Consider the following 13,324-nt stretch of genomic DNA (forward strand, 5'->3'; position numbering starts at 1 on the left):
TTGTTTTTTAAGTTGCCTTTTTGTAGCTCTTACCATCCATGACCATCTTCGCTATAATTTCACGAAGTATCTCTGAGGTACCACCACCAATAGGACCTAATCTGCTATCACGCAAGTTTCGTGCCAGCGGGTATTCTTCCATATAACCGTACCCTCCTAACATCTGTAGACACTCGTACGCCACTTCATCTGCAACTTTAGTTGAAATAAGTTTAGACATAGTTGCCTCTTTCACTACATATTCTCCTTTATCTAAGCGCTGTGCGGTAACATAGTTAAACGTCTTACACACTTCATTCTCGGCTGCCATTTGCGCAACCCGATGGCGCAGCGCTTGAAACTTTGAGATAGATTTACCAAATGCCATACGTTCCTGCATATAGTTAATAGTATATTCTATTGCCCATTCGCTTCTTGCGTGCGAGTTAATACCCATAATTAAACGCTCAAGGGCAAAATGCTGCATGATATATGGAAAACCTTTATTCTCTTCACCCATTAAATTTTCAGCAGGGATTTTTACATTATCAAATGCTATTTCTCCAGTATCACTCGCCCTCCATCCTAATTTATCTAGTTTGGTTGCCGAAACACCAGCAGTTTCTCTGTCCATCACAAAGATACTGATACCTTTATTTCCTAACTCCGGAGCGGTTTTAGCGGCAACAATTAGGTAATCGCTATACACTCCGTTAGTAATAAACGTTTTTGACCCGTTAATAATATAAGAGTCGCCTTCTTTTACCGCTGTAGTTCGCATACCCGATACGTCACTACCACCAAACGGCTCAGTAATACAGAGACAACCAATTTTTTCTCCTGTTATACTAGGTGTTAAATATTTTTCCTTCTGCGCATGGTTGCCTTCTTTGTTTAAGTGCGTCATAGCCAAATACGCATGCGCCCACATTGCAGCAGCAAAGCCACCAGAATTAATCTTTTGAAGCTCCTCTAAGAAGATTACCGTGTAGAACAAGTCTAAGTCCATACCACCGTACTTTTCTGGGTAATTAATACCGAAATATCCCATCTCGCCAAACTTCTCCCAGATGAACCGTTCTATATGTCCAGTTTCTTCCCATTTTTCTATGTGGGGTACAACTTCCTTTTGAAGGAAATCTTGGAAACTCTTTCTAAAAAAATCATGTTCTTCGGTGAAATATACGCTCATTAGTGTCTATTTTTAATGTTTTTTGGGGTTTGTATGCGTAGCTTTTAAAAGGTTTTTTAATTTAAAAACTGCTCTTCATTCAACAGACAAATATAGTTGAATTCGCTGTAATTTATTGGCAGTCATGCCGTCTATTTTTTCAAGTTCGGAAAGTGTTGTTAAGCCTTCACGCAACCGAACAAACTCCCAAATATCTTTTCCAAGCTCAAACGATACTCCTGGAATTGTTGCTAAATCTGATGCGGTTGCTGTGTTTACATTTATGTGAGTTATGGGTCGTGGAGTTTTTACGGTGAAGCGTTCTTTTACTCGTGCTACTACAGTTGAAGACAAACCATAAACATCGTAGAGCTGAACATCTTCTGTAAATCCTCCTAGTTTGTCTCGGTATGAAATAACACGTTTGCTTAGCGCTGGACCAATTCCTGAGACTTCCTGTAGTTCTTCTTCAGTGGCCGTATTTAGATCTGTTTTTTCTGAGAGGGTATGTTTACTTCGGAAATTTTTGTATTTAGACGTATAGTTAGGCTTCGGATTGGTGATCCATTCGGGGAATTTGAAGTAGGGCGAAATGCTATCGAGCCATACATCTGAAACACCCGTTACACGTTTAAAATCGGTGACACTATGTAGCCACAGATCCTTTTCTCGAAAGGCCTTTAATTTATCAAAAGATTCTGGGGGCATTTTGAGGGTGTATGCTTTGTAGTCTGTTATAAAATTTGGATTAAACGGGTATATCTTAGGCTTTCTTGCCTCTTGTTCAACACAACGTAAAGAATCAAGATAATGCTGTTTTTGGACGATTTCCGAAGAAGTAACATCAAAGACGCTTTCCGAAGAAAAGTCTACAAAAAGGTAAATACTAAGTAATACAACAATAAGAAGGGTTAAAAAGAAAATCCCACCTTGTTCACTTCGGTTAAAAGTTAGGTGGGATTTTAGATTAAATTTAGTCATGACGCTCTTTTTAAATTAAAAAGGGAGTCGACCTGTATTTTATTTTCTATTATTCTATAGCATCTCGTTTCAGCTTAATAGCATCTAGGTATCGGTTTAGTTGTTTCTTCACTACTGGGAATAAGAAGAAAAGACCTATCATGTTAGGGAAAACCATCGCAAAAATCATTGCGTCTGAGAATGCCCAGATAGACCCCATACTTGCTGCTGCACCAATTACTACAAAGGTTAAGAATAAAAGTTTGTACACCATATCTGCCGCTCTTCCTCGTCCGAATAAGTACTTCCATGATTGCAGACCATAGTAAGACCAAGAAATCATAGTAGACACTGCAAATAATACTACAGCTATAGTTAAGAACACATCAGAGTACGGTATGTATTCTGCAAATGCTTTAGAGGTAATACCTGCTCCCTCATAAGAAACTCCGTCTATTAATACCATTCCAGCTCCAGTTGCATCTCCATAATCGAAATAGCCTCCAAAGTTAAAAATGATAATTACCAATGCGGTCATGGTACAAATAACAACCGTATCTATAAATGGCTCTAACAAAGCTACAAGACCTTCAGATGCAGAGTATTTTGTTTTAACTGCAGAGTGTGCAATAGATGCAGACCCGGCTCCTGCTTCATTTGAAAAGGCTGCTCTTTTAAATCCAACTAAGAGTACACCAATAAGGCTACCTACTCCAATTGCGGTAGGATTAAAAGCTTCTCTTACAATAAGAGCAATAGCGTCATCTATTAGAGAGAAATTACTGAATATGATATACAAACAGCATAAAATATACATTACTGCCATAAGCGGCACCACTTTTTCGGTTACTGAAGCGATACGCTTAATTCCACCGATAATAATAATACCCACTAAGATTGCAAGAACAATTCCTACGATAGCTCCGGCAGCAGTACTTTCCCAATTAAACATTTCTTTTATTACAATTGTAGCCTGATTACTTTGAGCGGCATTTCCACCTCCAAAAGAACCTCCAATACAGAAAATTGCAAACAAAACAGCAGCAATTTTACCAAGCCATGCAAATCCGCGTTCTTTTAATCCTTTACTCAAATAATACATAGGACCTCCGTACACAGTACCATCTTCTCCTACATCTCGGTATTGAACTCCTAGTGTGCATTCTACAAATTTTGTACTCATCCCAAGCAAACCACATACAATCATCCAGAAGGTTGCTCCAGGCCCCCCTAAGGCAATCACTAATGCTACACCTGCGATGTTACCATTACCTACGGTACCAGAAACAGCAGTAGCCAATGCTTGGAAGTGAGACACCTCTCCATCACTACTTTCATCTCTAATGGTATCGCGTATATCTCCATCTATAGCCAGCTCATCTGCAGTTTCTAGATGTTTATCGATACTCTCTACCTTGTTCATATCAACACCCTGCGCGATGCCACCTTCTCCGTACAATTCTTTTGCCCCGTACTTTTCTATATCTTCATATTTTCCACGTACGGTATTGATTGCCTTTCCAAAAAAGCGAATGTTTGGGAAACCAAAATAAAGGGTGAAAAATATAGCACTTAAAACCAACAGTACAATTACAAAGGGTGTACTTGGTGCTACTTCAAAGAAAATCATATTAAAGAAGAAATCTGATACAGGTTGAAATGCCTGATCAATTTTCTGATCCAGCCCAACTTCTTCTACTTCTTGAGCAAAAGTTAAAATTGGAATGAGTAGTGTAAATAGAGAAAGAAGAAATTTCTTCATAATTTGGTTTTTAGTGAAACTTTTTTAGGTCAAGCAAGATGCTAAAAAAATTAACCGTTTTCAAATTTTAGCCGTTAAAAAGTTAACCATTTCTTAAACGTCATATTGATTTTTCAGCTTTTCGATCTGCTCTGGACGCCCAATCAAAATTAGTTTTGAATCTTTTTTAACCACCAAAGACGGTTCTGGATTTACAATATAGTTGCCTTCAGGAGATTTGTAGCCAATTACACTACACCCTGTTTTCTTACGTATATCTAACTCCTTAATTGCTTTTTCTTCGCCGTTAGAACATACTTTTTCGAAAGGTATTTGTTCTACATTTATACTGTCGCCACTTCCAGAAACGGCTAGATTATCTAAAAATTCGACCAAATCTGGTGTTACTACAAGATTTGCCATATGGTCTCCTCCAATTTTATCTGGTAAAATCACATTATCGGCACCCGCCAATTTTAATTTTTGAAAGCTTGTATCTTCGGTAGCGCGACTAATAATTTTTAAATTGGAATTCATCTGTCGCGCAGATAACACGATAAACAGATTGTCTGCATCGCTTGGTAGCGCACAGATAAGTGTTCCTGCTCTTGCTATACCAGCTTGTAAAAGCATTTCGTCTTCTACGGCGTTGCCCTCAATAAACAACATTCCTTCTTCTAATTGTCTAGAAACAATGTCTTCGCTCATTTCAATGACTACAAAATCTTTATCGTACGCTTCCAATTTATGAACGGCTTGTTTTCCGTTTCGTCCATAACCACACACAATTACGTGATTTTTCAATAAGTCTATTTTGTGTTGCACCTTCTTTCGTTTAAAATTTCCAATATTACTTTTACTCAGTAAATACTCACTAATGGCACTAATAGCATATCCCACAATAAAAATACTAGAAAGTATTAAAATTGAGGTGAATATTTTTTCACCTGGAGACAATTGCCCAATGGTTCCATACCCAACCGTGGTAATAGTGATTACCGTCATATAAAACGAATCTACCCACGAGTATTCTGAAATGATTTTGTAACCAAATACACCAATCAAAAAAATGACTACCAACAACAGTAGCGCCAACGCCAATTTAGATCCAAACAGTCTTTTCATAAATCGAATACCGACGTTCGTTTTGTATAAATTAAATCTTTCAATTTAAGTAAAAACCCTAGCGTAAGGTATACCGCAAACCACACTCCTAATGTTGCGAAAGACACATAAATAAAAAACAAGCGTACACTTTTTACCCGCATTCCTAAACGGTCTGCCAAGCGAGATGACACGTAGAATCCATGTTTCTCAAAATAGTATCGTATCTTATAAACTAAGCTAAGCATGAGTGCAAATTAGGGAAATTTTCACGAAGAAGCGTTTCCTATGCCACTTATTACGATTCATGCAACAACGTATGACCTACCGCACAGTCTAAACACCTATTGGCATCACAATAATGCTTTTTAAGCTGTAACAAGGCTTGACTTTTTAATGCATTATTGGCTATTGGTCTAAGGCTGTTAAATTGTTTTACTATACTATTTAGTTCAGGCGCAATAGATGCAGCTAGATCAATTATTTCTTCGGAAACTTCCTTTCCTTCCAGTTTCGCATAACAAAATACAATGGGTATTACGGTATTAAGCAGTACCAAATCTATAAAGCTTTTTGTAAGTGCTTTTTCCTTTTCTAAAGAAGTAACCCCAAAGTTGTAATGTGTTTTCCAGTACGCACTTGCAGAAATGTTGAACACCTTGTAATACGCATCTTTATCTGTACAATTAATTATTGATGAAAATAAATAATCACTAGTTGCATACAAAACAGCCAATTGAGACAAACGTAGGGTTGGGAAATTTGCTGGCCGCAATCGAAAGAATTTTGGCGCAATCACTGTACTATTTGACAACTTAAACTTCTTTACCAGATAGTGATATTCTCTTTGTAACCTTTGCGCATATGCATCTTCTAACTCGCCCAAGAGCAACCCTGCTTGCCCAAATAACAAGGCTTCCAACATAAACACATTGCCTTTACACCTCTGCACCACCGAAAATGGAAACGAGTGGGCTATACTGGCAAACGATTCGCCATTCACTTTTAAACCAAAGGTCTTGCACAATTGCCTAAACAGTAGCAATTCCCAATGATTATTAGTTTTACGTAGTTCTTTTTCCAGTGGTACTATTTTTTGTTGTAACCGATCTATATACACACGTTCTAACCAGTTCTCAAGGGTAAATTCTTTTACCAATGCAAAATTCTGCTCACAATTAATAAATCGAGCATGACCAGAAAGCAACGATTTATACCCAATAACGGCAGCTGGCGTTACTCGGTCTTTTATTGCTACCGTTAGGATTGGTTCGTCATTTTCTCGAAAAACAGCGACATTGTATTCCCAGACCACATGTAACAAAACACTGTCGTAATTAAAATCGTCTTGATGCTTATGTGCATACCAATCTGATGACTTGACATGAATTTCTACGTTACCCGCCCAAAGTTGCCCATCTATTACAAGCTGTGCATTTAAAAAATCGGGACCTGCATTGGTATTGTGTAATCCGGGATGAACTACAGAAACCGTCTCTCCAGAAATTGTAGTTAGTAACGCAGTAGTCAGTTTTTGATACTTCCACACATAGTGAAGAAAATCTTCTTTCATCTGAAAAAAAATTGTGGGAAGCTGCACCGATAAGAATCAGTGTATTAAAGATACTCAAAAAAAAGTAATAAACTAGCTGGTAAAATTGTGAATTGGGGAAATGGCTTTAAAAACCTCCAGCTCACTGCTCACATTATTATAGTGCACTAATAATATCGTGCTTGGTAATAATATGGTATTTTCCGTTGCCTAGGTCTACTAGTACCGCATTATTTTCTTTATGAATAAGTTTAGAGACTTCTTCAATTGGAGTGTCTTTCTTTACAATAGGAAAAGCATCGTGCATTACTTGCTTAATAGGAAGCTGAGCTACATCTTTGTTTTCAAGATATTTCCGAAGCAAGTCAGTTTCGTCTAAAGCACCAACAAATCCGCTGGTATCCTCAACCGGGATTTGCGAAATTTTGTATTGCTTCATACGTTCAATGGCATGACTTACTAATTCTTCAGTTTTTACAGTTACTAAAGGTTTGTCTGCATGGTCTTTAATTAGATCTGAAGCTACCGTAACCTCATCTTCAACAAAACCACGTTCGCGCATCCATTCGTCATTAAACATTTTACCTACATATCTACTTCCGTGGTCATGAAACAACACTACTACCACATCATCTTTGGAAAAATGGTGCTTTAACTGCAAGATTCCTTTCATAGCGGCTCCGGCAGAGTTTCCTAAAAACATACCTTCCACCTTCGCCAATTTTTGGGTGTAGATTGCCGCATCTTTGTCGGTTACCTTAGTAAAGCCATCAATAACAGAAAAGTCTACGTTTTTCGGTAAAATATCTTCTCCAATACCTTCGGTGATATACGGGTAAATTTCGTTTTCGTCAAAAACACCTGTTTCGTGGTATTTTTTAAAGACACTTCCGTAGGTATCGATGCCCCAAACCTTCACATTCGGATTCTTTTCTTTTAAATATTTACCTACACCGCTAATGGTACCTCCCGTACCAACACCTACAATAAAGTGTGTTACTTTACCATCTGTTTGATCCCAGATTTCTGGACCTGTACTTTGGTAATGCGCTTTGGCATTGCTCGGGTTGTCATATTGGTTTACATACCAGCTATTTGGAGTTTCTTTTGCCAAACGTGCCGATGTTGAGTAATAACTTCTTGGGTCATCCGGCTCTACATTGGTTGGGCACACCACTACTTTACTACCCACAGCACGCAGAATATCCATTTTTTCTTTACTCTGCTTATCGCTAATTACGCACACCATTTTGTAGCCTTTTACAATAGCAGCAAGCGCAAGACCCATTCCTGTGTTTCCCGAGGTTCCTTCTATAATAGTGCCTCCGGGTTGTAGTCTTCCATCGGCTTCGGCGTCTTCAATCATTTGCAACGCCATACGGTCTTTAACCGAGTTTCCAGGATTAAAAGTTTCGTATTTAGCCAACACCAATGCTGGAATGTCTTCGGCCAATTTATTGATTTTAACCATTGGTGTATTTCCAATAGTTTCTAAGATGTTCTTTGCGTAGTTCATAGGGTGTTTTGAAGGTGCAAAGGTACAATTATCACTTCGGAAGAACAAAGAAATTACTCAAACCTAATTGCCTTTACAGGAGATATCTTGGCAATAATATAGCTTGGTACAAGAAGCATGAGTAAACACAAGATAAAAGTACCTACATTCAGCAATACTATAAAACCAAAATCTAGATAAACGGGTGCTTCGGTTACATAGTAAGTATCTGGATTTAGCGGAAAAAGTTTAAAATATTTTTGCGTGAGTAAAAGTCCGAGTCCGATAACATTTCCCCAGAACAAGCCAACCAAAATTAGATACATAGCATTATACAGAAACACTTTACGCACACTCCAATCGCTGCTTCCTAGTGCTTTTAATATTCCAATCATTTGGGTACGCTCTAAAATAAGAACGAGCAAAGCGGTTATCATATTAATTCCCGCTACCAAAATCATAATTCCAATAATAAGCGCAACGTTAAAATCGAATAAATCCAACCATTCAAAAATAGACCCGTACTTCTGTCTAATAGTAACCGCATCTAGCTTACTTCCAACATCTTGATAGACCGCAGCACCAACGGTGTTGATATCGTCAAAGTCTGACACAAACACTTCAAAGGCACCAATCTGGTCATCTTCCCATTTGTTTAAAAACTGTATGTGTCTGATATCTGCAATGAGGTATTGCTCATCAAATTGTTGAAACCCACTATTGTAAATACCCACCACCTTAAATCCGCGATTTCTCGTCTTCTGCGTTTTTCCTTGTTGTAGAAAGAAGGTTACTACCTTATCATTAAGTTTCAGGTCGAGGCGATTCGCCAGATATTCAGAAATTAAAATTTCCTCGTTTAGTTCTCCCGTATATTCTGGTAGACGTCCTTCGCGAAGAAACTCTTTAAAATACGTCCAATTATAATCTGTACCAACACCTTTTACAACAACACCTTCAAAGGTAGTGGCCGTTCTAATTACAGCACCTTTAGATGCGGTGATTTGAATGTGCTCTATTCCTTCTACAGAAGTGTATTTTGGGTAAAATGCCTGCTTCTTACTTATGGGTATTTGCGAATCGTTACTTTGGTTGGTATCGTAGTTGGTAATGAGGATATCTCCGTTGAATGCAGATACCTTCTCATGTATTTTTTTCTGAAATCCTAGAGTGGTGGCTATACTTACCAACATCATGATAATTCCAATAGCAATTGCAGTGATTGCAATTTTTATTATTGGTCCTGAAATACTACTTTTATAATCCTTAGCAGCAATGATGCGCTTGGCGATGAAATATTCGAAATTCACAAACTGAACTATGCGGTTACTGTTGTTCAAAAATACCATATTAATCTTGTTCCTCGCCTTTTTTTCCTGCGGAAGTACCCAGAACGAAACTAACGAAGGCGACTCGGGATCATTAAACAACCTTATTGAAACAGGAAAAGAAGTTTCCGAAGCCAACAGCCGTTACAATAAAAGACAACCTCAAGATGCTACAACTACTATGGAAGTTGGAGATGTTGAAGAACTTAATGAATCCAACACCAAAATTATAGTTGGGGCTAACAGATACAATGAATACGCTGCACTACTTCGCGGAAAGACCCTAGGTATTGTAGCCAATCAAACTTCTGTACTAAATATTGAGTCTAAACCTACTAAAATGGACGGTGCTGAAGTTGTGGCACTAGAAACAATGCATCTTGTAGATTTCCTTGTTAGTCAGAAAATAAATGTTCAAGCTGTTTTTGCCCCGGAACACGGATTTAGAGGCACTGCAGATGCAGGTGAAACGATTGTTGATGGTGTTGACAAAACAACCGGATTGCCTATAATTTCTCTCTACGGAAAAAATAAAAAACCGAGTGCTTCACAACTGGCCGGTATAGACCTCATGATTTTTGACATTCAAGATGTGGGCGCTCGTTTCTACACCTACATTTCTACCTTGCACTACATAATGGAAGCATGTGCAGAACTAGGTATACCGCTTTTAGTATTAGACAGACCCAACCCAAATGGGCATTATATAGACGGTCCTATTTTAGAGCCTGAACATAAAAGCTTTGTGGGCATGCACCCAATACCTGTGGTTCACGGCATGACCATTGCCGAATATGCGCAAATGATAAATGGTGAAAAGTGGTTGGCAAATGGTGTTCAGTGTGACCTTAAGATTGTGAAAGTAGCTGGGTATACGCACGATAGCTCGTATTCCTTACCAATTAAACCTTCGCCTAATTTACCTAATGATGTTGCCATATCACTTTATCCTAGCCTATGCTTTTTTGAAGGAACGTTTGTAAGCGCCGGCCGAGGAACCGATATGCAATTTCAGGTTTTTGGAGCACCTTCATTACCGCAGCGTTTTTACGAATTTGAATTTACGCCAAAATCTAATGAAGGAGCAAAACACCCAAAATTTAAGAATGAACGCTGCTTCGGAAAAGACTTGCGTAACTATCCTAAAATGGACAAGCTGAATTTAGAATGGCTTATTGAAGCTTATGTAGCGAACGGAAAAAAATCTGATTTCTTCAGTAAATTTTTCACCACGCTTGCGGGTACAGAGAAACTGCAGGAACAAATTGAGAAAGGCTATACGTACCGTGAAATTAGAAAAACATGGTTACCTGGTCTTAAAGATTTCAGCAAAACACGTAGTAAGTATTTATTATATGAGTAACAGGTAACTTCGAGTACCTCAACCACGTTTACAGTTTACAAATTTATCCTACGTTTCATTTCTTCAACAATATTGTATGCAGCTGGACAAATGGCCACATTTTTCAAGGTAATGTTTGAAATCTGCTGAAATTTCTTTCTATCGGTATGTGGAAATTCTCTACAAGCTTTAGGTCTAACATCGTAAATGCTACAGTAATTATCTTCACCTAAAAAAATACACGGCACAGCTTGTAAAACATAATCGTTGTCTTCATCTACGCGCAGATACGTTTCAATAAACTGCTGTTGTTTCATTCTAAAATGCTTAGCAATACGTTGTACGTCTTTATCTGTAAATAAAGGCCCAGTAGTTTTACAGCAGTTGGCACATGTTAAACAGTCAGTTCGCTCAAATTCGGCATCGTGCAAGTCTTGCATTAGAACATCAAGATTTTTTGGTGGTTTTTTCTTGAGTTTAGCAAAGAATTTTTTGCTCTCGTTATGCGTATCTTTGGCTTTTCTAGGAAGTTTCCGTAGGGTTTCGTCCATACTACAAAAGTAGAAAAACAAAACCTTTTCAATACCACTAATAACAAGTTATACATTTGCTACATGACAGATTTATTCGGAAAAGCGTTACAAGATTACTACAACGGAAACTATTCTGAAGACATTCTTGCGGCAACCAATATAAGTGACGAAGATGAATTACCGCTGCCGTATCTCTTTAGAACCTATGCTGAAATGCCCAAATTGGAACAGCACGCTCTGCAACAATGCCAAGGAACTGTTTTAGATGTTGGGTGTGGTGCTGGGAGTCATTCTCTTTGGCTACAAAAGCAAGGACATGATGTGACAGCAATAGATATTTCTGAAGGTGCTGTGCATGTTGCCAATGCCAGAGGAGTACGTCACTCACAGCATAAAAATGTTCTCAGCTTACAAAATAAAACCTTCGATACCATACTTCTTTTAATGAACGGCACCGGAATTTTTGAAACTGTCTCCAAGACTCCTAAACATCTACAACATTTAAAAGGGCTATTGGCTCCAAACGGACAGATTTTAATAGATTCTAGCGATTTGCAATACATGTACGACCGTAACGAAGATGGTAGTATTTGGGTACCTGCTAATCGGTATTACGGCGAATTAACATTTACAATGAGTTACAAGGGTGAAACAACAGAAGAATTTCCTTGGCTTTACCTAGACCCGCGTTTATTTCAAGAATTGGCTGAGAACGAAGGATTTTTATTCGAAATACTAGCTCAAGGCGAGAATTTCGATTATCTAGCGAAACTTAGTGTGGTAGATGATACCCTTTAGCACTTAATTTTTCGGTAGTAGCCTTAAACAAATCACGGCTCCAAAATTCAGAAACCTGAGAGACATCTGCGGCAAGTTCTTTTTGTACCGAGGCAATTTTCTGCCCAACTTCTGAGCCAAAAAATTGCGACACCTCAGCACGCTGATTTTCAGAAAGGGTATTCGCATCTACAACGAGTTGTCTCCCTGCTTCCGACTTATAAAAAGCTAACATTTCAGAAATATCGGTTTCCGTGAAGTTTTTTTGATACGCAGCGCCTAATAAGGTAAGCACATTATTTACCTCAACCTCTTTGTTTTTTTTAAGCTCTTCCCACAACGAACTAGGTACATTCTCATTAGAAAATTGTCGTTCTAACATTTCAAACATTTGGTCATACGCATTGCTGTATTGCGTATGTGTGCCGTTTATAAGAAGGTACTCGCCTATCTTTTCCTGAAAGTTTTGACCAAAAGCACAGACTATAAAAGAAAGCGTAAAAAAAAGCGTTAAAAAAAGACGACCTATATTCATAATGACATAATTACGTTATGTTTGCTAAAATTACGAAATAAATACATGAAGACCTACTTTTCTAAACTCCTACTGCTTCTTGCTTTTTCTGTGATACTAACTGCCTGTAAAAAGGATGATGACGCTTCCGAAAATGATGATCGTTCTGAAAATTTATTAGGTTTAGGACAATCTGCAGAAGATCTACTGTCTGACGATATTTACAAAACCTTAGTGGTAGAAATTGTTTACAGTAACGGGTTTAGACCAGAGCAAGAGACTATCGATAACTTACGCACGTTTTTAAATCAGCGTGTAAACAAACCTGGTGGCGTTCAGATTGTTGAAACTGTTATCTCACCCCCAGAAGGAGCTCCTTACACCACTCAAGAAATTAGAGATATTGAAAGTACTCACCGTACGCGCTACACCAACGGCGATGAGATTGCGGTGTATGTATTTTTTGCTAACGGTAACGCGTCTGGAGACACCGCCTCTAGTGTAACATTGGGAACAGCTTACAGAAATACCTCTGTTGTTATTTATCAGGAAACGTTGCAGAGTTTACAGGTAGATCGTTTTTTAGTTGAAGCAACTACCCTGCGTCATGAATTTGGGCATTTGTTTGGTCTAATAAACATTTTAGACGACGATATTCACCCAACAAACCATGAAGATCCGGACAGTAATAAACATTGTGTCGTAGAAGATTGCCTAATGTATTTTGCAAGTACAATTCCTAGTACATTGCCTAATCCAACCGCGGCAGATATTCCTACGCTTGATCCTTTATGTATAGCAGACCTTCAAGCTAAAGGCGGTAAGTAA

Annotated in this window: 13 protein-coding genes; 3 read left to right on the forward strand and 10 right to left on the reverse strand. The window is 38.3% G+C overall.

The features are described from left to right. Window positions 1-7 precede the first annotated feature (7 nt). The 8 genes from G5B37_RS05625 to G5B37_RS05660 all read right to left on the reverse strand — a co-directional run bounded on the left by G5B37_RS05625 (window position 8) and on the right by G5B37_RS05660 (window position 9,312). Window positions 8-1,171, reverse strand: a complete 1,164-nt coding sequence (locus G5B37_RS05625; protein WP_164679084.1) for an acyl-CoA dehydrogenase family protein — start codon at window positions 1,169-1,171, stop codon at window positions 8-10. Window positions 1,172-1,246: 75 nt separating this feature from the next. Next, complete coding sequence (locus G5B37_RS05630; RefSeq protein WP_164679085.1) at window positions 1,247-2,131, reverse strand: ComEA family DNA-binding protein; 885 nt, start codon at window positions 2,129-2,131, stop codon at window positions 1,247-1,249. 49 nt (window positions 2,132-2,180) lie between these two features. Continuing rightward, window positions 2,181-3,872, reverse strand: coding sequence for an alanine/glycine:cation symporter family protein (locus G5B37_RS05635; RefSeq protein ID WP_164679086.1), 1,692 nt, complete (start codon window positions 3,870-3,872; stop codon window positions 2,181-2,183). A gap of 93 nt (window positions 3,873-3,965) precedes the next feature. After that, window positions 3,966-4,976 (reverse strand): potassium channel family protein, encoded by a 1,011-nt coding sequence (locus G5B37_RS05640; protein WP_164679087.1) that lies wholly within the window; start codon window positions 4,974-4,976, stop codon window positions 3,966-3,968. Beyond that, window positions 4,973-5,203, reverse strand: a complete 231-nt coding sequence (locus G5B37_RS05645; protein ID WP_164679088.1) for a PspC domain-containing protein — start codon at window positions 5,201-5,203, stop codon at window positions 4,973-4,975. The genes G5B37_RS05640 and G5B37_RS05645 overlap by 4 nt, the downstream gene beginning before the upstream one ends. Window positions 5,204-5,253: 50 nt before the next feature. Further along, window positions 5,254-6,528 carry a DUF2851 family protein gene (locus G5B37_RS05650; RefSeq protein WP_164679089.1) on the reverse strand — a complete coding sequence of 425 codons (1,275 nt, stop codon included), beginning with the start codon at window positions 6,526-6,528 and terminating at the stop codon, window positions 5,254-5,256. A gap of 136 nt (window positions 6,529-6,664) precedes the next feature. Then, window positions 6,665-8,023, reverse strand: coding sequence for a pyridoxal-phosphate dependent enzyme (locus G5B37_RS05655; protein WP_164679090.1), 1,359 nt, complete (start codon window positions 8,021-8,023; stop codon window positions 6,665-6,667). Window positions 8,024-8,076: 53 nt separating this feature from the next. After that, window positions 8,077-9,312: an ABC transporter permease gene (locus G5B37_RS05660; protein WP_164679091.1), complete on the reverse strand. Its 1,236-nt coding sequence runs from the start codon at window positions 9,310-9,312 to the stop codon at window positions 8,077-8,079. Window positions 9,313-9,322: 10 nt separating this feature from the next. Here G5B37_RS05660 and G5B37_RS05665 point away from each other — a divergent pair, with 10 nt between their 5' ends. Beyond that, on the forward strand, window positions 9,323-10,693 hold the full coding sequence (locus G5B37_RS05665; RefSeq protein ID WP_164679092.1) for an exo-beta-N-acetylmuramidase NamZ family protein: 1,371 nt from the start codon (window positions 9,323-9,325) through the stop codon (window positions 10,691-10,693). Between the two features lie 35 nt (window positions 10,694-10,728). On the opposite strand, the gene G5B37_RS05670 is transcribed toward G5B37_RS05665, so the two are convergent. Next, complete coding sequence (locus G5B37_RS05670) at window positions 10,729-11,223, reverse strand: YkgJ family cysteine cluster protein (protein ID WP_164679093.1); 495 nt, start codon at window positions 11,221-11,223, stop codon at window positions 10,729-10,731. Window positions 11,224-11,286: 63 nt separating this feature from the next. Between G5B37_RS05670 and G5B37_RS05675 the strand changes: the two genes are divergently transcribed. Next, on the forward strand, window positions 11,287-12,003 hold the full coding sequence (locus G5B37_RS05675) for a class I SAM-dependent methyltransferase (RefSeq protein WP_164679094.1): 717 nt from the start codon (window positions 11,287-11,289) through the stop codon (window positions 12,001-12,003). On the opposite strand, the gene G5B37_RS05680 is transcribed toward G5B37_RS05675, so the two are convergent. Next, on the reverse strand, window positions 11,978-12,517 hold the full coding sequence (locus G5B37_RS05680) for a DUF2059 domain-containing protein (RefSeq protein WP_164679095.1): 540 nt from the start codon (window positions 12,515-12,517) through the stop codon (window positions 11,978-11,980). The two genes, G5B37_RS05675 and G5B37_RS05680, sit on opposite strands and share 26 nt — an antisense overlap. A gap of 45 nt (window positions 12,518-12,562) precedes the next feature. Here G5B37_RS05680 and G5B37_RS05685 point away from each other — a divergent pair, with 45 nt between their 5' ends. Beyond that, window positions 12,563-13,324, forward strand: a complete 762-nt coding sequence (locus G5B37_RS05685; protein ID WP_164679096.1) for a membrane metalloprotease — start codon at window positions 12,563-12,565, stop codon at window positions 13,322-13,324.

The organism is Rasiella rasia (assembly GCF_011044175.1).
In the GTDB taxonomy this organism is placed as follows: Bacteria; Bacteroidota; Bacteroidia; order Flavobacteriales; family Flavobacteriaceae; genus Marinirhabdus; species Marinirhabdus rasia.